Annotated in this window: 24 protein-coding genes and 1 riboswitch; of the genes, 7 read left to right on the plus strand and 17 right to left on the minus strand. The window is 51.9% G+C overall.

What is annotated here, in order from left to right:
- Positions 1–11 precede the first annotated feature (11 nt).
- Entirely contained in the window at positions 12–926 is a 915-nt protein-coding gene (locus ACFOLF_RS09625; protein WP_210038441.1) for an EamA family transporter, read from the plus strand.
- A gap of 16 nt (positions 927–942) precedes the next feature.
- Here the strand turns inward: ACFOLF_RS09625 and ACFOLF_RS09630 are convergent, their stop codons facing one another.
- Entirely contained in the window at positions 943–1,779 is an 837-nt protein-coding gene (locus ACFOLF_RS09630) for a DUF695 domain-containing protein (protein WP_210038440.1), read from the minus strand.
- Positions 1,780–2,055: 276 nt separating this feature from the next.
- Here ACFOLF_RS09630 and ACFOLF_RS09635 point away from each other — a divergent pair, with 276 nt between their 5' ends.
- Together ACFOLF_RS09635 and ACFOLF_RS09640 are read left to right on the plus strand one after the other, a co-directional pair.
- Positions 2,056–2,364, plus strand: a complete 309-nt coding sequence (locus tag ACFOLF_RS09635; RefSeq protein ID WP_379113961.1) for a winged helix-turn-helix transcriptional regulator — start codon at positions 2,056–2,058, stop codon at positions 2,362–2,364.
- A gap of 79 nt (positions 2,365–2,443) precedes the next feature.
- Complete coding sequence (locus ACFOLF_RS09640; protein WP_210038439.1) at positions 2,444–2,722, plus strand: ArsR/SmtB family transcription factor; 279 nt, start codon at positions 2,444–2,446, stop codon at positions 2,720–2,722.
- A 66-nt stretch (positions 2,723–2,788) separates the two neighbouring features.
- Here ACFOLF_RS09640 and ACFOLF_RS09645 read toward each other — a convergent pair whose 3' ends face one another.
- The 4 genes from ACFOLF_RS09645 to ACFOLF_RS09660 all read right to left on the minus strand — a co-directional run bounded on the left by ACFOLF_RS09645 (position 2,789) and on the right by ACFOLF_RS09660 (position 7,291).
- Positions 2,789–3,892 carry a citrate/2-methylcitrate synthase gene (locus ACFOLF_RS09645; RefSeq protein WP_210038438.1) on the minus strand — a complete coding sequence of 368 codons (1,104 nt, stop codon included), beginning with the start codon at positions 3,890–3,892 and terminating at the stop codon, positions 2,789–2,791.
- Between the two features lie 180 nt (positions 3,893–4,072).
- Positions 4,073–4,837 (minus strand): succinate dehydrogenase iron-sulfur subunit, encoded by a 765-nt coding sequence (gene sdhB, locus ACFOLF_RS09650; protein WP_210038437.1) that lies wholly within the window; start codon positions 4,835–4,837, stop codon positions 4,073–4,075.
- Positions 4,838–4,852: 15 nt separating this feature from the next.
- A complete protein-coding gene (gene sdhA / locus ACFOLF_RS09655) occupies positions 4,853–6,595 on the minus strand; it encodes a succinate dehydrogenase flavoprotein subunit (protein WP_210038436.1) in 1,743 nt (580 codons plus the stop codon).
- Positions 6,596–6,619: 24 nt separating this feature from the next.
- Complete coding sequence (locus tag ACFOLF_RS09660; RefSeq protein WP_210038435.1) at positions 6,620–7,291, minus strand: succinate dehydrogenase cytochrome b558 subunit; 672 nt, start codon at positions 7,289–7,291, stop codon at positions 6,620–6,622.
- Between the two features lie 220 nt (positions 7,292–7,511).
- On the opposite strand from ACFOLF_RS09660, the gene ACFOLF_RS09665 reads away from it, so the two are divergent.
- Entirely contained in the window at positions 7,512–8,414 is a 903-nt protein-coding gene (locus ACFOLF_RS09665; RefSeq protein WP_210038434.1) for a LysR family transcriptional regulator, read from the plus strand.
- A gap of 109 nt (positions 8,415–8,523) precedes the next feature.
- On the opposite strand, the gene ACFOLF_RS09670 is transcribed toward ACFOLF_RS09665, so the two are convergent.
- Genes ACFOLF_RS09670 through ACFOLF_RS09680 form a run of 3 tightly spaced genes read right to left on the minus strand, consistent with a single transcriptional unit; the run spans position 8,524 to position 11,845 of the window.
- Entirely contained in the window at positions 8,524–9,765 is a 1,242-nt protein-coding gene (locus tag ACFOLF_RS09670; protein WP_210038433.1) for a cation:proton antiporter, read from the minus strand.
- Between the two features lie 48 nt (positions 9,766–9,813).
- Positions 9,814–10,476 (minus strand): potassium channel family protein, encoded by a 663-nt coding sequence (locus ACFOLF_RS09675; protein ID WP_210038432.1) that lies wholly within the window; start codon positions 10,474–10,476, stop codon positions 9,814–9,816.
- 16 nt (positions 10,477–10,492) lie between these two features.
- Entirely contained in the window at positions 10,493–11,845 is a 1,353-nt protein-coding gene (locus ACFOLF_RS09680) for a TrkH family potassium uptake protein (RefSeq protein ID WP_210038431.1), read from the minus strand.
- A 78-nt stretch (positions 11,846–11,923) separates the two neighbouring features.
- A riboswitch (cyclic di-AMP (ydaO/yuaA leader) is annotated at positions 11,924–12,126 on the minus strand.
- 243 nt (positions 12,127–12,369) lie between these two features.
- On the opposite strand from ACFOLF_RS09680, the gene ACFOLF_RS09685 reads away from it, so the two are divergent.
- On the plus strand, positions 12,370–14,007 hold the full coding sequence (locus tag ACFOLF_RS09685; RefSeq protein WP_210038430.1) for a CPBP family intramembrane glutamic endopeptidase: 1,638 nt from the start codon (positions 12,370–12,372) through the stop codon (positions 14,005–14,007).
- On the opposite strand, the gene uvrC is transcribed toward ACFOLF_RS09685, so the two are convergent.
- Complete coding sequence (gene uvrC, locus ACFOLF_RS09690; protein ID WP_210038429.1) at positions 13,976–16,036, minus strand: excinuclease ABC subunit UvrC; 2,061 nt, start codon at positions 16,034–16,036, stop codon at positions 13,976–13,978. The genes ACFOLF_RS09685 and uvrC overlap by 32 nt on opposite strands.
- Before the next feature lie 208 nt (positions 16,037–16,244).
- On the opposite strand from uvrC, the gene ACFOLF_RS09695 reads away from it, so the two are divergent.
- Positions 16,245–16,391, plus strand: coding sequence for a YqzM family protein (locus tag ACFOLF_RS09695; protein ID WP_210038428.1), 147 nt, complete (start codon positions 16,245–16,247; stop codon positions 16,389–16,391).
- A 532-nt stretch (positions 16,392–16,923) separates the two neighbouring features.
- Positions 16,924–18,015 (plus strand): ribosome small subunit-dependent GTPase A, encoded by a 1,092-nt coding sequence (gene rsgA, locus ACFOLF_RS09700; protein WP_379113959.1) that lies wholly within the window; start codon positions 16,924–16,926, stop codon positions 18,013–18,015.
- 32 nt (positions 18,016–18,047) lie between these two features.
- Here rsgA and ACFOLF_RS09705 read toward each other — a convergent pair whose 3' ends face one another.
- The 8 genes from ACFOLF_RS09705 to cysT all read right to left on the minus strand — a co-directional run bounded on the left by ACFOLF_RS09705 (position 18,048) and on the right by cysT (position 25,969).
- The gene (locus tag ACFOLF_RS09705) at positions 18,048–18,629 is read right to left on the minus strand and encodes a hypothetical protein (protein ID WP_210038427.1); all 582 of its coding nucleotides are present in this window, start codon (positions 18,627–18,629) and stop codon (positions 18,048–18,050) included.
- A 162-nt stretch (positions 18,630–18,791) separates the two neighbouring features.
- Positions 18,792–20,510, minus strand: a complete 1,719-nt coding sequence (locus ACFOLF_RS09710) for an ABC transporter ATP-binding protein (protein ID WP_210038426.1) — start codon at positions 20,508–20,510, stop codon at positions 18,792–18,794.
- A 35-nt stretch (positions 20,511–20,545) separates the two neighbouring features.
- On the minus strand, positions 20,546–21,577 hold the full coding sequence (locus ACFOLF_RS09715; protein WP_210038425.1) for a FecCD family ABC transporter permease: 1,032 nt from the start codon (positions 21,575–21,577) through the stop codon (positions 20,546–20,548).
- Positions 21,578–22,633, minus strand: a complete 1,056-nt coding sequence (locus ACFOLF_RS09720) for a FecCD family ABC transporter permease (protein ID WP_210038424.1) — start codon at positions 22,631–22,633, stop codon at positions 21,578–21,580.
- Between the two features lie 230 nt (positions 22,634–22,863).
- Entirely contained in the window at positions 22,864–23,109 is a 246-nt protein-coding gene (locus ACFOLF_RS09725; RefSeq protein ID WP_210038423.1) for a YezD family protein, read from the minus strand.
- 52 nt (positions 23,110–23,161) lie between these two features.
- Positions 23,162–24,226 carry an ABC transporter ATP-binding protein gene (locus ACFOLF_RS09730; RefSeq protein WP_210038422.1) on the minus strand — a complete coding sequence of 355 codons (1,065 nt, stop codon included), beginning with the start codon at positions 24,224–24,226 and terminating at the stop codon, positions 23,162–23,164.
- Positions 24,223–25,110, minus strand: coding sequence for a sulfate ABC transporter permease subunit CysW (gene cysW / locus ACFOLF_RS09735; protein WP_210038421.1), 888 nt, complete (start codon positions 25,108–25,110; stop codon positions 24,223–24,225). Before cysW ends, ACFOLF_RS09730 begins: the two co-directional genes overlap by 4 nt.
- A 13-nt stretch (positions 25,111–25,123) precedes the next feature.
- Positions 25,124–25,969 (minus strand): sulfate ABC transporter permease subunit CysT, encoded by an 846-nt coding sequence (gene cysT, locus ACFOLF_RS09740; protein ID WP_210038420.1) that lies wholly within the window; start codon positions 25,967–25,969, stop codon positions 25,124–25,126.
- Positions 25,970–25,976 lie beyond the last annotated feature (7 nt).

A 25,976-nucleotide genomic window follows, 5' to 3' on the forward strand; every position in this document is an offset into this window, starting at 1 on the left:
GATGAATTCTCATGTGGTTTGCAGCAGCTGTCGGCAGCGCAATATTATTCGGCCTTGCGGGCTGGTGGATGAAGGTATCCCAGATGCGAAGCGGCTCCTCCACGTATCTGCTTCTGGGACTGTATATCTCCGGAACGGCAGGCTTCGGTCTGCATGCAGCAGTAGAGCAAAACCTGGCCGCTTCCTTGACGGACGTCAGGGTGTGGACCGCGGGACTGCTGATTGGCGCAGGCTCCGCTTTTGGCAACGTGCTGTTTATGAAAGCGCTGGAATACGGGCCGGCCAGCCTGACTTCCCCTTTGACCAATATGAATATCGTTCTTGTTGTCGCGCTTGGAACCTTTATCTACAATGAGCCGTTCCAGGGAACGGAATTCACGGGGGTTTTGCTTCTGCTGCTTGCCGTCGTATTGGTTTCGATCCGCGGCAGAGAGAAACTGTCCGTAAAACAAAAGAAGTGGTTCCTCTATGTGGGTGTGAGCATCGTATTATTTGCTGTTCGCAACGGGGGACTTAAAGTCACGGAGGGATTGGGTCTTGCAGGCGCACCGGTCCTGTTCGTTTCCTATGCGCTGTCCATTCTGTGGTTCGCATATGCTGCGCTCCTGGAGCAGAGACGGGTTCAGTCCCCTGCCGTAATATCAGCGCCAGCGGCAGCCGCGCGCGCACTGGCGGATTCTTCGCGAGGCTCATCGCGGACGGGGCTGCTTTGGGGGCTGGTTGCCGGCTTATTCTCATACGGCGGCCTGCAGTTGTATGCAGTCGCGCTGCAAACCGGACAGGCGAACATTGCCGGGCCAATCTTCGCCGCCAACAGTCTTGTCGTGGCAGCCGGCTCCATTGTTCTGTACCGGGAAAGGCTGACTGCTTTGCAGTGGACGGCGTTTGCCTTTATGTTCGCGGGGCTGATTCTGATTCGGGTATAAACCGGCGCAGAGGCGTTTATTGACGCCTGGAATCGCTTTTCTTAAAAATCAGCGACTGTATGGAGTCGATAAATTTGCGGATCTGGTACCGGAACCGTTTGACCGTTGTCAGCTTCATCACGGAGCCCCAGCCGTCGTATCGCCCTCCATTGCCGGACATCAGCCTGTAGAGCTCTCTGACTCTGTCGTTGACCGTATCCAGGCGGACATCCTCGAATTTGCTGATGACGAGCGGATAGGGATATCCGTTATCCGGGCTGCCTTCCTTTTCCCTTTCAATCCTGTATCCAAGCTCCTCGAGCATAGTCTCCATCTCGCGTCTGTCCTCGTCCTCACGGAATAACAGCCAGTGATAGACATGTCTGGGCTCTCTGATATTATCCCCTTTATGGATGAGGGCGTAGATCATCTGGGCGTTATGTACAAATAATTCCTCCAGCGGGTCAGGCAGCATGTAGGAATAGAACGTCCATTGCGGGTCTTCTTTTATATAGTGCTGGGCTCTGAATTCCCATTGATCTTTCATCCAATCCCGGATTACGCTGCTGCTGATCCGGCCCTTCGGCGCATAATAATAAAATTCCAGACGGGTCGATACATTAATTCTCCCGACATAAATAGCATCCGCGCTTTCCTTTAGCCAATGCTCCAGCTTGCCTTCCAATTGCTCCAGCTGCTTGACGAATTCGCCCTTCGAACGGTTATGTTCCCGGACCGGATATAAATTTATAGTAATGGAAAGCAGATCCTCGAATTCAGCCAACGGGGCGGAATTTTTATAGCCCGTGTTGACCAGGACACGCATCTGCTCCGATTCTGATCGGCGTTCATAAAATCCCCAGTTGTCTGTCATACTGCAGCACCTCGAAAATTGAAATTTGCATAGAATGAGTACAGCCTAGTGCTCATCCCTCATTATAACGGTTTTCCGGCTATAACCAAGCATTTTTGCAGCTTTCTTTGATTTATTTAACGTCCGGGTGACATATGGAATCAATTAGTGCTATAATTGATACTAACTATAATATAGTTCATATTTATTGTATAGCAATTAAGAACAGTTAGAAAATCTGCTCTCTTTTGCGACGTCATGTGCTACAATAGAACTAACAAGAGGGGTGATTGAACTGTGGATTATTCCAAAATGTGTCCAAAATACGAGCATGCGGCAGAAATGCTTGGCAAGAAATGGACAGGTATGATTGTTCGGGTCCTGCTCGGCGGTCCCAAACGCTTCAAAGCCATTAAAGAACAAATTCCAGATATGAGCGACAAGATGCTGACGGATCGGATGAAAGAACTGGAGCACTGTCAAATCATCAAACGCAACGTTTACCCGGAAATGCCTGTCCGGATTGAATATGAGTTAACCGAAAAAGGACGGGGTCTTGAACCCGTTATCCAATCGATTCAGGATTGGGGAGAGCATTGGTATTAAAACTGCCCGGACAACGGGCGGTTTTTTTTATCTATATATAATTAAAAGTCGTACAAGACACGAGGAAAGGAAGATCAGCATGATGACATTGACAGAGCAGCAGTTTACGCGGATATCCCGCGCCTTGGCTGAGCCGCGGCGTTATCAGATGCTTAGGGAGATCGGAGCCAGCAGCGATCCGCTGCCCTGCAGCATCCTGCATGAAACCCATCCCGTGAGCGCCGCAACGATCTCTCACCATGTGAAAGAACTGGAGACGGCTGGCTTGGTCCAGACGATTCGCACAGGCAAATTCATGAGCCTCATTGTCCAGCGTGATGTTCTGAAAGCCTACCTGGAGCAGCTATCGAACATTTAAATATAAACAGACAAAAATCCCGGAACCTCCTGCAGGGACTTCCGGGATTTTTGTTAATGTGATTATTTAAATGGGCATAGGCCCCACATAGTTGGACTGTGGACGAAAAATCCGGTTATGCCCGGATTGCTCCAGAACATGGGCCGTCCAGCCCACCACCCGCGCGGCCGTAAAAGTAGGCGTGAAGAGCAGGTCCGGCATTTGCAGCGAACGCATGAGCGCAGCAGCGTAAAATTCAACATTTGTATATATCCCTCGTCCCGGCTTATATTCAGCCAGCAGCCTGATGGCGGTTTGTTCCGTGTATAAGGCCAGGTCGAACCATTCATCGATACCCGCCATCGCGCCAGTCACCTCCCGAAGCGCTTCGGCTCTTGGGTCAAGCCTCTTGTAGATCCGGTGACCAAATCCCATCAGCCGCTCGCCCTGTTCCAGCATATTCCGGATGACAGGCTCTGCCTGGGGCTTGGAACCGACCCTCTCGAGCAGCTTGATAACTCCCGAAGGCGCTCCGCCGTGCAGAGGTCCTTTCATGGCGCCAATTGCAGCGCTTACGGCCGAGTAAATATCCGATTCTGTGGATGCGACAACACGGGCGGCAAATGTCGAGGCATTTAACCCGTGCTCCATTGCCAGGATCATATAGGCATTCATTACACGAATATGGGCTGCTGTGGCAGGGCGGCCGAACAAGACATGCAGGTAATAGGCAACATGGTCGTACTCATCAACTTCCCCGGGCCATTGTGTGCCCATGATTGAATGATACCGGTAAGCGATCACGGTAGGCAGCAGCGCTGTAATGCGTACTGCCTGACGGAGCTCAGGAGGCCAACCGGTGCCGTCTTCTTCAGGAATGAGCGCAGCAACCGCCGACATGACAGTGCTCATGAGTGGAGCCTCTCTGGGTATTGCGTCGAGCAGCGTCTTGAGCTCCGGCGTGAGCCGCCTGTCCCTTGCGAACTGTTCTTTACAGTTCGTTAACTCAGCTGCGTCCGGCAGATGGCCCCGCCACAGCAGACAGGCGGCCTCTTCAAACGAATAATGAATGGCCAACTCCTTGGCCCAATAGCCCCGATAGACCAGTTGACCTTCCAATCCATTTGCATAACTGATCAGAGTATCTGCGGCTACCACATCTTCAAGGCCAGTTACACTTGGCTTTTTCATCACTGATATCCTCCTCAATTTCGATTGAGCTTTTACGTTATATCCAGCTTATCAGCATTTTTTGATAAATAAAACCTCAACAATTATATCAACTATATAAATAATATCTATCAGAAAGCCAATAAAAAAGCACATCCGGCGTAATTGCCTACCGGATGTGCTTGTCTATATGGATATGAATTAAATTCCAAGCCATTTTTTGAACAATTGTTTGGTGGTGTCCTTGTTGATCGCCGCTATGGAGGTCGTCAGCGGAATACCTTTCGGACAGGCGCGCACACAGTTCTGCGAGTTGCCGCAGCCCTCGATACCGCCATCCTCCATCAAGGTTTCCAAACGCTCCGCCTGATTCATCTCGCCGGTTGGATGCGCGTTGAACAGCCGCACCTGCGAGATTGCCGCAGGTCCGATAAAGCTGTTGCGCTCATTGACGTTCGGACAGGCTTCCAGACATACACCGCAGGTCATGCATTTGGACAGCTCGTACGCCCACTGGCGCTTGGTTTCCGCCATCCGCGGACCAGGACCCAGATCGTAGGTGCCGTCAATGGGAATCCAGGCTTTCACCCGTTTGAGCGCATTGAACATCCGCTCGCGGTTGATGACCAAATCGCGCACGACGGGGAATGTGCTCATCGGAGCGAGTGAAATCGGCTGCTCCAGCTTGTCAATCAGGGCGCTGCACGCTTGACGCGGTTTGCCGTTGATTACCATGGAGCATGCGCCGCACACTTCTTCCAGACAGTTGGATTCCCAGCATACCGGGGCCGTATTTTGTCCATCCTGCTTCTTCGGATTACGCTGAATTTCCATTAACGCGCTGATTACGTTCATATTCGGGCGATACGGAATTTCAAAATGCTCCGTGTACGGCTGAGAATCCGGAGAATCCTGACGCGTAATGTTCAGCTTTACTGTTTTTGCTGCCACAGTCGTTTCAGCCATTGTTCATTCTCCTTTCTATTTTTCTTTCGAGTAATCGCGTTTACGCGGTTTGATCAGGGAGACATCCACATCTTCATACGAAATTGTCGGACCTTCAACCGTCCACGTCGCTTTGGTTGTTTTCAGATAATCGTCATTGCGGTCCGGGAATTCCGGCTTGTAATGCGCGCCGCGGCTCTCGTTGCGCATAAGAGCGCCCAGCGTCATCGCCTCGGACAGCTCCAGCATATTCCACAGCTGACGGGTGAACGCCACGCCTGCATTATTCCAACGCGAAGTATCATTGATATTGATGTTGCTGTAGCGCTGCTTCAGTTCCTTGATTTTCCCGATTGTCTCTTCCAGCTTCTTGTTGAAACGAACGACCGTCATATTGTTGGTCATCCACTCGCCAAGCTCCTTGTGCAGCACATATGCGTTCTCGGTGCCGTTCATGGCCAGAATGCCTTCATATTTATCGGTTTGGCGCTTCTTCTCGCGATCATACACGGTTGATGAAATGTCATCCGCCGATTTCTTCAAGCCCTTGATATATTCTACGACCTTCGGTCCTGTGATCATGCCGCCATAAATCGCCGAGAGCAGCGAGTTCGCGCCCAGACGGTTCGCGCCATGGTATTGATATTCGCATTCTCCGCAGGCGAACAAGCCGGGAATGTTGGTCATTTGATTGAAGTCAACCCATAATCCGCCCATGGAATAGTGAACCGCCGGGAAGATTTTCATCGGAATTTTACGCGGGTCATCACCCATGAACTTCTCGTAAATCTCAATGATTCCGCCGAGCTTGACATCGAGCTCCTTCGGATCCTTATGGGACAGATCCAGATAAACCATGTTCTCGCCATTGATGCCCAGCTTCTCGTCAACGCAGACGTGGAAGATTTCACGGGTCGCAATGTCACGGGGAACCAGGTTGCCGTAGGCCGGATATTTCTCTTCAAGGAAATACCACGGCTTGCCATCTTTATAGGTCCAGATCCGGCCGCCTTCGCCGCGGGCCGATTCCGACATCAGGCGCAGCTTGTCATCGCCGGGGATGGCTGTGGGATGGATCTGGATAAATTCGCCGTTGGCGTAATGCACGCCCTGCTGATACACAGCGCTTGCTGCGGTACCTGTGTTGATGACCGAGTTGGTCGTTTTGCCGAAAATGATGCCTGGGCCGCCGGATGCCAGAATAACCGCATCGCCCGCAATGGTATGCACTTCCATGGAGCGCAGATCCTGCGCGGTTATGCCGCGGCAGACGCCATCGTCATCTAATACGGCGCCCATGAATTCCCAGTGTTCGAATTTCGTAACGAGCCCGGCTGTTTCCCAGCGGCGCACCTGCTCATCCAGCGCATACAGCAGCTGTTGGCCGGTTGTTGCGCCTGCGAAAGCCGTGCGGTGATACTGGGTGCCGCCAAAACGGCGGAAATCCAGCAGTCCCTCAGGTGTACGGTTGAACATAACGCCCATCCGGTCCATCAAGTGGATAATACCCGGCGCCGCATCGCACATCGCTTTAACCGGCGGTTGGTTCGCAAGGAAGTCGCCGCCGTATACCGTATCGTCAAAATGCTCCCAGGTGGAGTCTCCCTCCCCTTTCGTATTCACCGCGCCGTTAATACCGCCCTGCGCGCATACGGAGTGAGACCGTTTAACAGGAACAACCGAGAAGAGATCGACATGAAGTCCGGCTTCCGCCGCTTTAATTGTAGCCATCAGACCGGCGAGTCCGCCTCCGACGACAATAACTTTATTCTTAGCCATATTTATTCGCTCCTTGTCCTAAAGCTAAACGAGATTCGTCATATATGAAGCAAGAGAAGCCGCTTCCTTGAACTCATCCCCACGGAAGGAGAAGAGCGACAGCAGAAACAACAGCGATACGAGAACGAATACACCCATCCATATTCTGGAGGAGATGCGCTGCGCACGAGGTCCGACCGTAATGCCCCAACTCACAAGGAAAGCCCACATCCCGTTGCTGAAATGGAATGTCGCCGCAACGACGCCGATAATGTAAAAAACAAGATAGAAGCCGTTGTTGGTAATATCGTGCATCAGACCGCCCAGCTGTTCATGAGTGACTTCGCCGATCATAACCTGGTAGCGCGTTTGATACAAATGCCAGAAAACGAAGATAAATGTGATAACCCCCGAAATCCGTTGTGCCGCAAACGCCCAGTTGCGTCCATACTGAAACCGCCCGGTGTTAATATTGGACTGGTACGCAACGTACAGGCCGTACACGCCATGGAACAGCAGCGGCAGCCAGATGCCGAACAGCTCCAGGAAGAAAACAAGCGGCAGGTCATTCAGAAACTTGACACTGTCCTTAAATCCCTGCGGGCCGCCCTCAAAAGCTGCATAATTGGTCAGCATATGTTCAACAATGAACAAGCTGAGCGGTATCACTCCAAGCAAGGAGTGAATCTTGCGCGATAAATACGAATTTCCTTTCATAACGTGTGCGTTCTCCTTTCGCAACTGTGAGTTGCTAACATTCGCCAATCTTCGCCAAAACCATTCTCCATTGTAACTCCCGCCCAATTATGCGTCAACAATTAGCATGACACATTTTATTCACAGTTCACATAATACTCCTTTTACACTTATAATGGAATTGCTTATTATTCATTAAAACTTATAACAAATACACATATGTAAGGAAAGGGTTGAGGGAATGCTTGAAGAATTGAATGTGTTTGCCATCATTGTGGAGCAATCCAGCATGAACAAGGCTTCAACCGCGCTTAATTTATCCCAGCCCGCTCTGTCGCGGAAAATTTCCAAGCTTGAGCAGGACTTGGGAGTCGAGCTGTTCAAGCGGGTCGGCAAAAGATTGGAGCTGACGCGGATCGGCCGGCTTACCTATGATTACGCCATCGAGACCAGACAGCAGCATCTGCGGTTCCTGAAGATGCTTGCCGAATACAAGACTGCGGGCCGCTCCTCCCTGACGATCGGCGCGAGCCTGACCACCCTGCAGACGACGCTGCCTGATCTGATTCAGGCGCTGACGCAGCAAAGCTCGGAGCTGGACATCAAGGCCATCACCGGCAAAACGCATGAGATCGTTTCGCTTGTCCGCGACCGCAAAGCGGATCTGGGCATTGTCGCCTCCCAAATCGACGATCCGGGGCTGCGCTGCGTCCCCCTGTTCGAGGATCACCTTGTGCTGGTGCTGCCGCGCAATCATTTTGTGATGGACAAGGGCGAGCCCGTCATTGGCGATTTGAACGGCATGCCGATGATCCTGTTCTCCAAAGGCACCTGGTACCGTATTCTTACGGACGAGCTGTTTGAAAAATATCATCTCCTGCCCGACGTCAGAATGGAAATTGACTCCTTCGAAGCGATATTGCGCCTGCTCCACACATGCCGCGCCGGAACGCTTCTGCCCAAATCATATTTGCGCGAGCAGATGCTGAGCGACAATGACCTGATCAGTGTCACGATCCGCGAGCTCAAGGAATCCAAGCGCACCACATCCCTGATTCATGCCGAGACGGACAGCTTGAGTCCTGCCGTCCGCTTATGGATTGATGAGATTGCCAAGCTCTACAATCCGCGAAGAAACGGCTGATGCTGCCCCGATGTCCTGCGATAATATAGAACAAAGATCGTGGAAAGCACCTGGCCAATAAGTTAAATAAAAACAAAAGGAGAAGGGCAGCTTCAGCGCCCTCTCCTTATTATTTGCCAATTTCCGCTTCCGAATCCATTCCGAGCTTTCGGGCCACCCAGGCTGTGGTGCTGGCCTGTACCAGAATCGTCAGCATAATGGCCATAAAGGTTACCGATGCAATAATATCGGCGTGCTTGACCCCCATTCCCGCCAGCATGCCGGATAAAGCGGCCGGTATGACGCCAGTCTCCCGCACCCACATCATGAAGGTCATTTCCTTCAGGCTCCACCGTGACTTGCGGTCCGGCAGCGCGGAAGCAAGCACGGTCGCAGGACGGGCAATGACCATCAGCACAAGCACCGCAAGCAGGCTCTGCCACCAATAATCGGCCAGCAGCCTGAAATCCACCTGGCTGCCGAGCAGGATAAAGATCAGCATCCGCATAATAACGGTTATATTATCGGAAAAATGATTGATCTCTTCCTTTTTGTCCGCCATATCCATTCCGAAGGATTTCGAATTCCCCCAGATCAGTCCCGCTACAAAGGTAGCCATAAATCCGCTCACATGCAGCATGTCGCCAATCAGATACGCGCCAAGCGCAGTAGCGATCATGGCGATGGTTGTGTAATCGCGCAGCACACCAATGCGGATGTGGGCAACCAGACCGACTATAATAATCCCCAAAGCCAATCCAACGGCAATGCCGCCGAATGCCGTCCGGATAAAATCCCAGGTAATGACGCCGGCAGAAAGCGCCGAATCTCCTACAGCCGCACTCAGGAGAGCGAACGTAATAATCGATCCTGTCGCATCATTAAAGGCTGATTCACTCTCAACCGTTTCGCGTACCCGATTACGAATTGTCACTTGCCGGAACACAGGTATGATAGAAGCAGGGTCTGTGGAAGCGATGACCGATGCGGCAAGCAGCGCATACAGCCAATCAATGCCAAACAGCAAATGTACCGCCGCCCCGACAATGCCAACCGTTATCAGCACGCCGGGTACGCTGAGCAGACCAACCGTCCAGCCCACCTGCTTCAGACCCTTCAAACCGATATTTCTCCCGCCGTCGAACAAAATGATGGAAGAACCGGCTACAAGGATCAATTGATTAATCAGCGAGCTGCTTGACTCATTAATCCAGTGGAAACCCTGCCCGATTGCCATTCCCACGATTATATACATGGCAACATCCGGCAGCCGCAGTCTGGATGCCAGCGTCCCTGCGATCATGCCAGCCGTCACAATCGTGAGCAGCAGTAAAAACAAGTGATGAATTGTTTCTGTAGTTGATGTCTCCATTTGCCGCTTTCACGCCCGTTTCATAATGAAGCAGTCGCTGATTTCCCCCTAACGGGTAACGGACTCCTCGAATTGTTCAATCTGTTGATTGGTCCCGATGACAACCATGACATCCTTCTCAGCGAGCACATCGGTTGCAGTAGGAGCAATAATGATTCCCCTGGGTTTATTGATTGCAACAATGCTGCAGCCGAATTTGGCTCTGGGATTAAGATCCTGCAGGGATACGCCGTTAAGACATTTTGGCACCGCCAGCTCGGCAATTGTATAATCCTTTGATAATTCAATATAATCAAGCAGATTAGGCGACACCAGCTGATGCGCGACACGAATGCCCATATCCCGCTCCGGATAGACTACGCGGTCCACCCCGATTTTCTCCAATACCCGACCATGCAGCTCGCTCATCGCCTTGGCCACGACCTTCTTCACGCCCAGGTCCTTAAGCAAAATAGTCGTCAGAATGCTCGCTTGAATATCATCGCCGATAGCGACAACACCACAGTCAAAATTGCGTACGCCAAGCGACCGCAGCACTTCCTCGTCCGTTGATTCCGCCACGACGGTATGCGTCAGATGCTGACTCATATCCTGAACGGCTTCCTCGTCCTTATCAATGCCGAGCACTTCATATCCAAGCTCCACTAATTCCCTGGCCAAACTTGAACCGAAGCGGCCAAGTCCGATAATGACGAACTGATGATTCTTCATCGTGTAATAATTTCCCCTATCCAATAATAATTTTGCCTTCCGGATGACGATATAATTCTTTCTCCGCACGCGGCCCAAGCGCATAGGCGAGTGTCAGAGGACCCAGCCTGCCGGCAAACATGGTCAAGCAGATAATAATCTTGCCGACCGTTGAGAGCTCCGGTGTAATGCCCAGCGTCAAGCCTACTGTCCCGAAGGCTGAGGTAGTCTCGAACAGGATTTTCAAGAAGGCCTGATCCTCAGTCGTGGAGAGCACCATGGTGACGACAATGACAAGGGAAAGCGATAACAAGGTAATGGTCAATGCTTTGAAAATGCGCTCACGGGCAAGACGGTAGCGAAACAGCACAATATCTTCCCTGCCCCGGATCATGGCAATAACCGCACCGATTAGAGTCGTGAAGGTTGTGGTCTTGATTCCGCCCCCGGTAGAACCCGGCGAAGCGCCGATGAACATCAGGATAATGGTCAGGAACTGCGTGGCCTGCCTGAGCGAGGCAAGGTCAAGCGTATTGGCGCCTGCTGTACGCGGAGTAACCGACTGGAAGAAGGAGGCCAATATTTTGCCGCCCCAATGAAGGGAACCGAGTGTCCTGGCATTGGTGAACTCGAATATAAAAACAACAACCGTTCCGAATACAATCAGAAAGCCGGTCATAGACAGTACTACTTTGGAATGAAGCGAAAGTTTCTTATTATTGCGATATTCAACGAGATCCGAGATAACAATAAAACCGATCCCGCCTGTTATGATCAGCAGCATCGTCACGATATTGACCAAAGGATCATCAACATACTCCGTAAGGCTTACATACGGAACCCCGAACTGGCCGAATAAATCGATGCCCGCATTATTAAAGAATGAAATCGCGTGAAAAATGCCAAAATAAACTGCCTTGCCAAGCGGCATGTCAAACGACCAGCGGATGGCAAAAAGGACAGCGCCAACGAGTTCAATGGTCAATGAGTACAAAATCACTTTGCGTATGAGACGCACAATGCCTTCCATGCTGGTCTGGTTCATCGCCTCCTGCAGAATGAGCCGTTCCTTCAGGGATATTCGCTTGCGCAGAACAAGAGCAAACAAAGTGGCCATGGTCATAAAGCCGAGACCGCCAAGCTGAATCAGCATCATAATAATGATTTGGCCGGGAACCGAATAGTGGCTGCCAGTATCCACAGTCACGAGGCCCGTCACGCACGTTGCCGTTGTTGCTGTAAATACCGCGTCGATAAATGGCGTCGGCAAGCCCTCCCGCGAGGCGAAGGGCATGGAGAGCAGCAAGCCTCCAAGCAAAATAATGAACGCAAAGCCCGTTACTAATATACGGGGCGGCGACCATTTGGAAATATTGAAAAAAGATAGCATCGTAGGATTTGTCCCACCCCTCCTGGCTGATTTGCGCGCACAAAAAAAGCACTGGAAGCCCAAGTGCCAATGCGTTTGAGTCCTGTTCCACGAAGCCTGCGAGGTTAGCTGACGGATTCGGGCTTGAACAGCTGCCCTATTCACAAGCAGTTCAAAATTACGCTGCTTGTTGAAATTCACCCCGTGCTGTCCTTTAATGAAATCGCATAAGCTTAAGCGACCCGTTCAAGACAGCTGTATGGTTCCCCCGTTTTCATTTCGAAATTCGGCTTATCATATGCAATTGATACACATTATAATTGCATTGTTCTGGAAAAAACAAACGACAATTAAGGAGGAAAGGAACCGTTTTCAGGCAAAAAAGACGACCCTCGGGCCCAAATCGGCACATCCTGTTCATTATTGTCCATTTAACTCGACCACAAAACGTATTTGCGAGTATTCGCATGGATATTATCGAGACAACTATGATAAGGTAGATGTATGCGGTTTACTGCTTGTATATTGAGATTAGAGGTGCAAACATGAATGATTATCAGCTGCGGCCCAACTGGAAATTCTATGCATGGTTAGGTGTTATTGGCATTATTATTTATTTGCTCGTACAAGTTGTACCGCAAACCTCGGAGTCTTTTTTTGACTCGGGCAGCAAGAAGGTAATCGCCAAAAGCAAAGCCGAGCAGATTTCTGAGGATTTTGCCCTGCAGCAATTCAAGCAGCTGCCGGAGAGCATTCATGCGGTTCACCAATCCGATTCGATGCTTTACGGTTATCTGTCCAAGGAGAAGCAGACCGACACCTATGACAAAAAGTATGACAGCCGCTTCCCCACCGACACTTTCCAGGTCACGGCGGCGATGCCTGACGGCAGCCAGATTTTTATTTATGTGCATATGCAGGATGCCAAGGTCGTCGGCTGGAACCAATACAAGGAGATCCATACCACTATACCGCAAGCAACCCAGATTAGCGACGCTGCTATGAAATATGCCGTCTCCCAAGGATTTAAAGCGAATGAACTAAGCATGACCAAGGCAGACCCGGAAACAGGCAGGATCTCGTACAAGGTTAACGGCTATACGATCGGAGAATCGCAGCTGATGCTTGCGATGAGAACAGAGAAAACAAGCGATGGAGCGCTCATCATTGCCGAATACAAGCCCGGCTTCACGGTTCCGGCCAGTTATTCGAGCTATGTCCAGGTTCAGCAGAAGCTTGCTTCTTTCCTGTCCCTGCTCGGCAGCATTCTGCTTTCCTTTGTCCTGTTCGTCATTGCAATCGTCTATGCCGCGCTTTACCGCAAGCATTCCTCGTTTACACGCGGTATTGTACTGACTCTGCTGTTCCTCGTCATGTATTTGGCGAATGACTTCAATCTCATGGACGGTCTGCTGGCGAGCGCCGGCGAGGACCCTAATGCGATGGCCTACGCGGCCATTAATGTCGGCATTACCTGTGTCGTCACGATTGTGATGGGCATTGCCGTTTATTTCTCCCTTGTCGGCGGCGACGCCCTGTGGAACTCAATGGGCAAACGTATGTGGCCGCGAATGGGCGAAGAGGGTTATGGCGATCATGTATGGCGCAGCATGTGGCTCGGATATCTGATTGCTTTCCTGCTGCTGGGACTGCAGACCGTCATCTTCATCGTGCTGGTGAATGTTACCGGCGCATGGTCAACCTCGGATGTCACGCAGTCTCCATACAACCTGGGCATTTTGTGGATCTTCCCCATGCTGGCCTGGTGCGCCGCCATTTCGGAGGAGGCTTTGTACCGTTTTTTCGGAATCGGCCTTTTCAAAAAATGGTTCAACAATACATTCGTCGCTTCGCTTATTCCCACTATCATATGGGCGCTTGGCCATGTTACATATCCGATTTTTCCTTCCACCACACGGCTGCTTGAATTGACCGTTATCGGGCTCATCTTCAGCTTCATGTTTTTGCGGTACGGTTTTCTCACGGTCGTATTCGCCCATGCCGTATTCGACAGCATCATGATGGCCATTTCCCTGATCTTCACGGGAACGCCGGGCAATATCATCATGGGCATCGTCTACATCCTGCTGCCTATTCCCATCGCATGGGGACTGCGTTACCTGCATGACAAGAAAAAAAGGACGAGACCGCTTATTGCGGCTCCTCCCTCAACGCTTCAATGATTTGTGCTGCGAGCTTCTCGCCGATGGACAGAGGCCGGAAATCTTCAATTCCGGCTTCTTTTATTTTTTTGATCGAGCCAAAATGCTTGAGCAGCAGCTTGCGCCGTTTCTCCCCGATCCCGGGGATGGAGTCCAGCTTGGACGCGATCATGGACTTGCCGCGCTGCTCCCTGTGGAAGGATATGGCAAAGCGGTGAACTTCGTCCTGAATGCGCTGCAGCAGATAAAACTCCTGGCTGTCGCGCGCAAGCGGCACGATCTCCGCAGGGTCCCCCATCATCAGCTGAGCCGTCTTATGCTTGACATCCTTCACTAGGCCGCAGACCGGCACATACAGGCCAAGCTCGTTCTCCAGCACATCAAGCGCCGCCGATATCTGGCCTTTGCCGCCATCTATAACGATCAGATCGGGAAGCTGCAGCCCTTCCTTGAGCACCCGCTCATAACGCCGCCTGACCACCTCGCGCATCGTTTCGTAATCATCGGGCCCGTGGACCGTTTTCACCTTGTATTTGCGGTATTCCTTCTTATCCGGTTTCCCGTCCGTGAATACGATCATTGCAGAAACCGGATTCGTGCCCTGGATGTTGGAATTGTCGAACGCCTCAATGCGGCGTATCTCAGAAAGTCCAAGCGCGGCGGCCAGACTCTCGGAAGCCTTCAGGGTGCGCTCCTCATCCCGCTCAATCAGCCTGAATTTCTCATCCAGTGTGACTTTGGCATTGTTGACAGCCATCGCGACAACATCGCGCTTGCGCCCGCGCCGGGGAACGAATACTTTGACCTTGAGCCATTTCTGCAGAGAAGAGCCGACCTCATCGGCCACGGTTGCCGGCAGCGCTTCGTTTTCCTCATCCTCTCCCGACGTCTGCAATGAGGTGCCCGTCACATCGCTTACGGATGCCGGCAAAGTCTCATCATTATCATTATCGGCTTTGCCGGTCTGCTCCGGAGCTGTATCAGGCATCTCTCCATCCCCGTTCAGAGTGTCCTGCTCCTGTGCGGCGTCAATCTTGTCAGGTTGCGGCTGTTCCTGCATTAGAGCCGCCACTTCAGGAGCGGGCAGCAGGATTTCCTTCGGCAGCGCCGGATTATCGCTGTAATATTGAGTCACGAATGTCATAAAGTCATCATAAGCCTCGCCATAATAAGGAAACGAGGTCGCTCTGCGCTCAATCAGCTTGCCCTGGCGCATATACATGATCTGCACACACATCCAGCCCTTGTCGGTGAAATAACCGAACACATCACGGTCCATTGCGTCTGCTAATGTGATTTTCTGTTTCTCCATGACCGCATCGATTGCCACCAGCTGATCGCGGAATTCCTTGGCCCGTTCAAATTCCAGCTCCTCGGCGGCTGCGGCCATTTTTGCCTGGAGCGTCTTCTTCACCTCATCATGGCCGCCGTTCAAAAAGCGCGTAATTTCCTGGGTCATCGCCTCATAGGTTCCCGGAGCGATATCGTACTCGCATGGCGCTATGCATTGGCCCAAATGATAATATAAACATACCTTATCAGGCAGCGTATTGCACTTGCGCAGCGGATACAGCCGGTCAAGCAGCTTCTTCGTTTCCTGCGCGGCATAAGCGTTGGGATATGGCCCGAAATATTTCCCCTTATCCTTCACAACGCGGCGCGTGACTTCAAGCTTGGGATGCTTTTCATTGGTTATTTTAATATAAGGAAAGGTCTTATCATCCTTAAGCAGAACATTATAACGGGGATGATATTGTTTGATTAAATTGCATTCAAGGATAAGAGCTTCCATATTGCTGGAAGTCACAATATATTCAAAATCGCGGATTTCCGATACAAGCTTCTGCGTCTTCCCGTCATGGCTGCCGTTAAAATACGAGCGGACGCGGTTTTTGATCACCTTCGCTTTACCTACATAAATTATGATGCCGTCGGCATTCTTCATCAAATAGCAGCCGGACTGATCCGGCAGCAGCGCAAGCTTGCTGCGGATTCGTTCATCCGCCAGCCGCCGCTCCACGGCAGATTCGGCTTTCAATTGTTCTTCCATCCCGTACTCCTCCTGGCCATTTCTTCACCTCTCTATTGTAGCACATCTGTTCCCACGATGCGGCTATGTTGATTTTCTCCTCCGCCGCGCGGCCGTCCCAATCCTGCAAGTTGCCTCACAATTGTCACGAACGGCGGCTTTACAATTATTCTGAAAGTTGGGTATACTAAGAGGAGCAATCGTCGCCCTTCAAGGAGGAGTTACACAAATGGAAAATGTCAGAGATCCGCGCGATCATGTAAACGAAGAACCCCGCGACGACTTTATGGATACCGCAATGGGTTTTGCCGGTTTTTTCGGTGTAATGACCATCATTTTTATCGTTGCGGTCATTATTAAATTCATGATTTCGTAATGGTTAAGGCTTCATGCCGGCGAGCTTCGCCGCATGGAGCCTTTTTACTTGCTATCCTTGACTAATGGCTCGTCTTCACTGTAACATTAACGCCATTGGTATTCATTGCTTGACAACAGCCAGGTCTACACTATAGAATGACAATTACGAAAAAGGAAAGGAGACTGATGTGATATGGTGACTATAATCGTACGAAATGTTCGTTTCCAAGTTGCATGCGCATCAGTCTCTACGGATCCTTATTCAAGTTAACCAGAAGCGTCATCATTGCGGGAAGTCGCGCGCTTTTGTCCAAATATCAGAAATGCTCCATGTCACACATGACTATTCTGATATTTTGCGGGAAGAAACTTGCAGGCGTTAGAAAGACGCAGCCTTTCTTCTTCGGTTTTATTTGAATCAGGCACACAAACCGTTAGAGACCCCCGGAGGGTACTGACGGTTTTTTTGTGCTGTTTTTCACTGATGCGCATTGTCCATTGTCCTGTTACACGAGCCAACCCAATTGTAAAAACAAAGGAGAACAACCAATTTGAACCTGAATGAAAATGAACAAATGCAGGCATTTGGCTGGAATGAACATTGGAAGACACGATTCCTTGCCGATGAGTATAAGGAAATGATTCCAGCGCGCGTCATTGCGCAGTTTGCCAACCAATACCGCGTTATTACGCAGCATGGCGAATGTATGGCTGCGGTAAGCGGCAAATTTCAGTTTGAGGCAATCAGGCGCAGCGACTTTCCTGGAGTGGGGGATTGGACAGCGGTTCAACCGCTCGCCGGTGAGAAGCGGGTCGTTATTCAAGCCGTTCTGCCCAGAACGACGGTGATGCTGCGAAAAGCGGCTGGAAGCATCCCCGAGGAGCAGGTCATTGGCGCCAATATCGATACGCTGTTGATCGTCAACGCACTAAACGAGGATTTCAATATCCGCAAGATTGAGCGGTATCTGATTGTGGCTTGGGAGAGCGGCGCTGTTCCTGTCGTCCTGCTCACCAAAGCCGATTTATGCGATGACGTAGCCGTGAAGATTGCGGCTGTTGAAGCAGCGGCTCCCGGCGTGTTTGTCCATGCGGTCAGCGCCCTGCAGGATATGGGAAGAGATGCGCTTTCTCCCTACCTGCAGCCCGGCTGTACCGTTGCGCTGACCGGATCCTCCGGTGTGGGCAAGTCCACCCTGCTCAACTGGCTGGCCGGCGGGGATCTGCAGCGTGTCCAGGGCATCCGCGAGGATGATGCGCGCGGCCGCCACACGACCACTCACCGCGAATTGTTTCCGCTGCCCGGCGGAGCCGTTATGATGGATACGCCGGGTATGCGGGAGCTCCAGCTGTGGGATGCCGAGGAAGGCAGACAGGAAGCATTTGCGGATATTGAAGCGGTAGCGGCAGCATGCCGGTTTCGCGATTGCCGGCATGAGGCCGAGGACGGCTGTGCCGTGAAGCAGGCTATCGCAGACGGGACGCTTGATCCGCGAAGATTCGCCAGCTACCGCAAAACAGGGCGCGAGCTCGAATACATGAACCGCAAGGAGCAAACGGTCAGCAAACGGCTCAAGAAAAGTGCGGAGAAGCGGCTGGGGACAAACAGCGACAGAAGAAAGTATAGCCAGATGGATGAATAGGTAATTCAAACCCGCACGCATTGTCCATTCCCTTAATCCGTATGAATCGCATATCCGGTCACGATTTGAGCCCCATTCATATCAATAAGCAGCCATTGTCTATTGAGACTGATGTAAGCTCCCTCCTGACCCAATTCATACACCATTTGGTTATCGGCTTGAAAAGGAGAATTGGCATCGGGGAGACCGATCCGTTCAATGACCTCTGCCTTCGTTAAGCCTTGCAGCTCGTTGTGCCGGAGCAAATCGTCAACCATTCTGCCCCGGCTTAGCGGCTGGCTGACCCATATGTTGTAGTCAAAATGAGAGCGGCGCTCATTTCTCTCCAGCTTATATACGCTTAAGGAAGCGATCAATGCGCCGATAATGACCGCATTAATCATAAACGCCTTGGATATGTATCCTAGCATGCCTTTCCTGTAGCAGATGATAAGAAATAACACCCAGCAGATCATCGGTATCAAAGCCAAAATCAGGCTTCCCGCCGAAAGTACAATGGCATAATAATCGATTCCAAAGTTCATAACCACACAAATCACAATATAAGCCAGCATACTGGATGCATAAACCATCCCCTGCCATATCGCAGGCACAGGCCGATCTCTCTTTTCCATAATCGTCCCCCCTTCATCTGCATCTGCGGGCAGTTGATCTCCTGCTTATAAAGACGGGGTAAACCGGAAATAGTTACGCATTTTGGAAGAATCAGGACTATTTTTCTCGATAAAAAAAACCGCTATGACTGCAATAGCAATCGTAGCGGATCCCCTTATAGATCAGATGCTTCCAAACTGAGCCCGGTGCAGCCGGCTGTAGACGCCGCCGGCGGTAACCAGCTCCTGATGGCGGCCCTGCTCGCTGATGCCTTCCTCCGTCACGACAACGATCCGGTCCGCATTCTTGATCGTCGCCAGGCGATGGGCAATGATAAGTGTGGTGCGGCCTTCCGATAACTCGGCCAGCGCCTGCTGAATCGCCATTTCCGTTTCGGTATCCAGCGCCGACGTCGCTTCGTCGAGAATCAGGATCGGCGGATTTTTGAGGAACATGCGGGCAATCGCCAGACGCTGCTTCTGACCGCCGGACAGCTTGACGCCGCGCTCCCCGATCATGGTATCCAGCCCGTGAGGCTGAGAACGAATCAGCTCCTCCAGCTTCGCGCGCCTTGCAGCCTCCCAGATTTCCTCTTCGGAAGCACCCAGCTTGCCGTAAGATATATTATCCCGGATCGAGCCGTTAAAGAGAAATACATCCTGCTGTACAATGCCGATCTGCCTGCGCAGCGATGCCAGCTTCATATCGCGGATATCGATGCCGTCAATGGAAATGCCGCCCGATTCGATTTCGTAGAAACGCGGCAGCAGGCTGCATAATGTTGTTTTGCCAGCACCTGAAGGCCCGACGAAGGCGATGGTTTCACCTGCGTTAATGTTCAGATCAATATTTTGCAGTACCTTGGCCTCATTCTCGTAGCCGAAGGTTACCTTGCTGAAACGGATCTCCCCTCGCAGATGCGCAACTTCAATGGCTCCTGGCGTATCCGCGACATCCGGGGCGGTTTCCAGAATTTCAATATAGCGTTTGAAGCCGGCAATACCCTTCGGGTAGGATTCAATGACGGAATTGATTTTCTGAATCGGGCTCAGAAACACATTGGAGAGCAGCAAGAAAGCAATAAACTCTCCGTAGGTGAGCTGCTCATGAAGAACGAACCAGGTTCCGCAGATCATCACGAACAAAGAAACCAGCCGCATCAGCAGATAGCTGATCGAGGTATTTTTCGCCATAATTTTGTAGGAGAAGAGCTTCGTCAGGCGGTAACGTCCGTTATTGACCGCGAACTGCTCCTTCTCATACTCCTCGTTGGCAAAGGCTTGAACGACGCGGATACCGCCGACATTGTCTTCCACGCGGGCGTTGAAGTCAGCGATGTCCGAGAACATCTGGCGGAAGGCTGACGTCATTTTGCGGTTAAAGTAAATCGCCAGATAGATCATCAAGGGCACAATAACGCATGTCAGCACAGCCAGCTTCCAGTTGATCAGCATCATCATAATGAATGCCCCGATCAGGGTCATAACCGCGATGAACACATCTTCCGGCCCGTGATGGGCCACTTCGCCGATTTCATTGAGATCATTGGTAATCCGCGACATCAGATGGCCTGTCTTGTTATTGTCGAAGAAACGGAAGGATAGCTTCTGAATATGATTAAACAGCTGCCTGCGCATATCGGTCTCAATGTTGATGCCAAGCTTATGTCCCCAATAAGTAACGACATATTGAAGCCCTGTATTCAGGCAGTAGATGAACAGCAGTCCGAAGCAGGCAAGGACAATCAAGGTCCAGTCTCCGCTCGGCAGCAGTTTATCGATGAACTGATTGACGACAAGCGGGAATCCCAGCTCCAGCAGCCCCGCAACAACCGCACATGTAAAATCAAGAATAAACAATCCTTTATAAGGCCGATAGTAGGAAAAAAAACGACGCAGCATCTGAAAATGACCTCCTGATTCCTTGCTTGCGATAGTTATGCTTTGGAACGTGCCAGCAAATACAGAAAATATGGCGCCCCCAGGACGGCTACCACAATGCCCGTCGGAATTTCCGAGGGCTGTACAACCACACGGGCTACCGTGTCGGCTACGACAAGCAGCAGCGCACCGGCAAGCGCCGAGGTCGGCAGCAGCAGCTGATGCTTGGGCCCGACAAGGCGGCGCGCCAGATGGGGAGCGACGAGTCCCACGAAGCCGATACCGCCGCTCACCGCGACGCAGGAACCTGCAAGACCTACAGCCGCGGCCAGCAGCAGCACACGCTCCTTCTCGACGGGAGTACCCAGGCCGGTTGCCATCTGGTCGCCCAGATTCAGCACATTGAGCACTCTGGCCTTCATAATGACATAAGGGAGCAGAACCACAATCCATGGCAGCAGGGCGAGAACAAATTTCCAGTTGGACCCCCAGATACTGCCTGCCATCCAGTTCGCCACAAACTGGTAGTTCTCCGGATCAAGCCGGAGGGTAAGCACGATCGTCACTGCGCTTATCCCTGCGGCAACCGCAATCCCCACCAGCAAGAGCCGTATGGGCGAGATGCCCTCATGCCTTTTAAAGGAAAGCGTATAGATTAAAGCGGCGGTCAAACCCGCCCCGAACAGGGCCAGAAAAGGCAGCAGAAAGATGGGGGCAGCCGTTGTGCTCGGGAAAAACGAAATAAACAGCATGACCATAAGTCCAGCTCCGGCGTTAATCCCCAGAATTCCCGGGTCTGCCAGTGCATTCCGGGATAAACCCTGCAAGATGCAGCCCGATACAGCGAGCCCCACACCAACCAGAATCGAGATCACGATCCGGGGCAGACGGAAATCAAAGAGAATCAGGCTTTGCTTCGCATCTCCTGCGCCAAATAAAGTCTTGAGAACTTGAATGGGCGTCAGACGCGTATATCCTGTATTCATACTAATAATAAAAGTGGCGATTATCAATATCACAAATATAAAAATCACGAGAACGCCTCGTCTGTTCCGTGCTTGCTCATTGTTCGGCTGCGTTGTTTTCATCTACAGTTCCCTCCTCTCTTTCCTTGCCAGATAGAGGAAGAACGGAACGCCGATCAAGGCGATCAAGGCGCCGATAGGCGTTTCATAAGGCGGATTGATCATCCTCGCCGCAATATCCGCCAGTACGATAAGCAGACTCCCCAGCACGGCGGAGCAGGGAATGATCCAGCGGTAATCAACCCCCACCAGATAGCGGGTCAGATGCGGAATTATCAGTCCGACGAAGCTGACGGCCCCAACAGCCGAAACCGCGGCTCCTGCCAGTACAAGCACAATAATCATGACGGCGAATTTTACCAAACGTGTGCGCTGACCCAGGCTCGTGGCAATATCCTCGCCCAGACTGAGCAGCGTGATGGATCTGGAAATGATCATGGAACCAACCATTGCTGCTGCAATCCAAGGGAACATAATTTTAATCTGCGACCATTTGACTCCGGCTACTCCGCCTGCCGTCCAGAATGCCAGATCCTGGCCGATTCTGAAGTAGAGCGCAATCCCCTCGCTCAAGGCATACAGCAGGGCCGAGACTGCCGCACCTGCGAGAGCAAGTCTGACGGGCGTGAGCCCGTTCTTCGCCAGCGATCCAACGCCGAACACAAGCAGAGCGCCGACCCCGGCACCAAGGAAGGAATAGAGGATAAGGCTCATGTAGGACATGCCCGGAAAGAAAGCGAAGCATAATGCAAGCACGAAGCCCGCTCCCGCGTTGAGACCAAGCAGACCAGAATCGGCCAGCGGATTGCGGGTCATGCCCTGCATAAGGGCTCCGGAAATGGCGAAACAGGCTCCGACCATGGCCCCCATAATCGCGCGCGGCAGCCGAAGCTCCTGAATAATTTGATGAGGCGTCAAATCGGGATTGAAATGAAAGATTGCATTCCATACGGTAGCCAGCTTAATATCGGCGGCCCCGACAGAGACGGAGACCGCCAGACTGAATGCCAGGGCGACAATCCCTGCAATCAGAATGACAGAAGCTGCCAACGGTCTTGTGCGAATTTTGGTTTCTGTGGTATCTGCGGTTTTCTGGGGGGATGTTGTCGAATTCGTCATTACAGGTCAGACTGCTCCTTTTTTATGTACATCCTGCACATATCATGATAGTGATAATCATTATCAACTATCATAACGTGATTGCTTCAGCAATTCAATAGTTAACATGGATTTTTTTCTGTTATTCTCTCAAATTAAAATTCGCTGGACATGAAAAGACCCCTGCTGCTCCTTTTGCAAAGAGTAAGCACGGGGCCAATGGAGTTCATACATCCGGATTCGCTCATCAATTATCCGTTCACAGCCTTCAGCTTGTCACTGCTGTTCTGCTGCTGTGATTGCTGCTGTTGTGGCTGCTGCGTCTGTCCTGCCTGCTGCTTCGCGCTTGCGGCATCAAACCTCCGCCGCTCGGTGCGGTCGATCTGCACGACACGGCCGTCATGCACAGTGATGAGAACCGAACCATATTCCAAGCCGTTCACCTGTGCTGAAATGCGGTCCAGCCACTCCTGGTCAAGTACGATAGGCTTTGCCATTATCCATTCCTCCTAAATTTTATCTTATTCTTGCACGATCCGCTGCAGGCCGTTAAATATGAACCGGCAGCGGATCAATTTTAAGCGGATTCTCCACCATGACGGCTGAGTGCTCCGAAACGACATATAAGCGGTGGATGAGAACAGATACTTCATCTCCGGGCTGCAGCGGCTCCTGATCCAGCGAACGATGAGCAAGCAGCCGGTTGCCGCCTACCTGTACTTCAAGCTCCAGATGCGCCCCGCGGAAGAAAACATGGCGCACATTTCCTGTCTCCGCCGCAGAAGGAAAAGCGATCTCTCGCTCATATCCGACCTCTACAAATTCCGGGCGGACAATGGCGCGGGAGCCTTCCGGAACCTGCACCAAATTAAAGCCCCGCAGCAGCGCAGGCTGCTCCACCAAGGTGGAATGCCCGATAAATCCGGCAACAAAAGCAGTCTGCGGGTTCGTATAGATATCGATTGGCGAGCCCTGCTGCTCCAGCCTTCCCTGCTGTACGATCAGCATCTCATCGGCCACCTCGACAGCTTCGTCCTGATCATGCGTAACGAAGATCGATGTGATGCCTATAGTGCTGATCAGCTGCTTGAGCCAGGTGCGCAGTTCCTTGCGCACCTTGGCGTCAATCGCCGCGAAGGGTTCATCGAGCAGCAGCAGCTCCGGCCGCGGTGCCAATGCGCGGGCGAATGCCACCCGCTGCCTCTGGCCCCCGGACAATTGATGGGGATACCGTTTCTCGAAGCCCCGGAGTCCCGTCAGATCCAGAAGCTCATTGACGCGGCTCTTGATCTGAGCCTTATCGGAACGGCCGATCGTGAGCCCAAACGCAATATTGTCAAACACCGTCATATGCTTGAACAATGCATAGTTCTGAAAGACGAAGCCGATTCCCCGGTTCTGCGGCGCGACATCATTGACCCGCTGTCCGTTGATAAAGATATCGCCGGAATCGGGCGTCTCAAGTCCTGCCAGCATGCGCAGCAGCGTTGATTTGCCGCCGCCGCTTGGTCCAAGCAGACCGATCAGCTTGCCGCGGTTGATCGAGAAGCTGACATTCGATACAGCCTCATAAGAGCCGAAGGTTTTGGTTAAATGGCGGACTTCAATATTCATATCGTACCCTCCCCATCGGACTGCTCTCTGGCTGCTCTCCATTCAATGAAGCTCTTCACGACCAGCGTGACCAGCGCAAGGAGGAGCAGCAGAGACGCAACTGCAAAGGACGCCGAGAATTGGTACTCATTATACAAAATTTCAATATGCAGCGGCAGCGTATTGGTCTCGCCCCGTATATGGCCGGACACGACGGAAACCGCTCCGAATTCGCCCATCGCTCTGGCATTGCAGAGAATGATGCCATACAGCAGCCCCCACTTGATATTGGGCAGCGTAATGCGCCAGAAGATCTGCCAGCCTTTGGCCCCAAGACTCGCCGCCGCTTCCTCCTCCTGCACGCCTTGAGCCTGCATAAGCGGAATCAGCTCTCTGGCAACGAAGGGAAAGGTGACGAACGTTGTCGCAAGAACGATACCCGGCAGCGCGAATATAATCTGCAGGTTATGATCGTCCAGCCAGGGACCGAACCATCCCCTTGCTCCAAACAGCAGGACGAAGATCAATCCGGAAATAACCGGGGAAATTGCAAAGGGCAGATCAATAAGCGTAATGAGAACGTTTTTGCCGCGGAAACGGAACTTGCTGATAGCCCAAGCCGCAGCGATGCCGAATATCGTGTTAAGCGGTACGGCAATGAGCGCCGTTATGACGGTCAGCCTGATCGCCGACAAGGCGTCCGGATCATTGATGGAAGCAAAATACACCCCGGCGCCTTTTTTGAAGGCTTCAACAAATATCGTGACCAGCGGCAGCAGAACAATAAGAGCCAGAAACAATAATGCGACGCTGATCAGGATCCACCGGACAACCGGCGGCTCGTTGATATGCTTCGGACGAACGGACGCTTTATCCGACAAATGCGCGGTAACGACTCCTGCCATTTTCCCATCCCCCTTATGCTGCCGTAACGTGGCGGTTGCTCCGCCACTGCAGGTAGTTGATCAGCAGCAGCAGCAGGAACGAGGCGACGAGCATCACCAGTGCAATTGCGGTTGCTCCTGTATAATCATGCTGCTCCAGCTTCGTCATGATCAGAAGCGGCGCGATTTCGGTCTTGAGCGGCATATTGCCGGAGATGAATACGACCGACCCATATTCCCCGATGCCTCTTGCAAAAGCCAGCGCAAAGCCCGTCAGCATCGGCGGCACCAATTCAGGCAATATGATCCTTCTGAAGGTTCTGAAGCGGTGGGCGCCCAGCATTACGGCCGCCTCCTCCGTATCCTTCTCCATATCCTGCAATACCGGCTGAACAGTTCTGACGACAAAGGGCAGGCCAATGAAGATCAGCGCAATCGTAATGCCGATCGGCGTGTAGGCCACCTTAATGCCCAAAGGCCCAAGGAGAGAACCGATCCAGCCGTTCGGAGCATAGATCGTGGTCAGAGCGATGCCCGCAACAGCGGTCGGCAGGGCGAACGGAAGATCCAGGAGGCTGTCGATCAGCTTTTTTCCCGGAAAACGATACCGTACCAGCACCCAGGCCACCAGCAGGCCAAAAACAAGATTAATCAGGGCGGCGAAAAAAGCGGTGAAGAAGCTGATCTTATAGGAAGCTACCACCCTCGGATTCGTCACCGTTTGCCAGAACTCGCCCAAGCTTAGACCCGAAGTCTTGATAAAGATGCTCGCCAGCGGAATCAGCACAATAATGCTTAAGTAAAGGATCGTGAAGCCGAGCGATAGTCCAAAGCCCGGCAGCACGCTTCTCGATTTCGTTCTTCTCCTGGAACCTTTCATGTGAAGT

The sequence above is a fragment of the Paenibacillus sepulcri genome, from assembly GCF_042647105.1.
In the GTDB taxonomy this organism is placed as follows: domain Bacteria; phylum Bacillota; class Bacilli; order Paenibacillales; family Paenibacillaceae; genus Paenibacillus_Z; species Paenibacillus_Z sepulcri.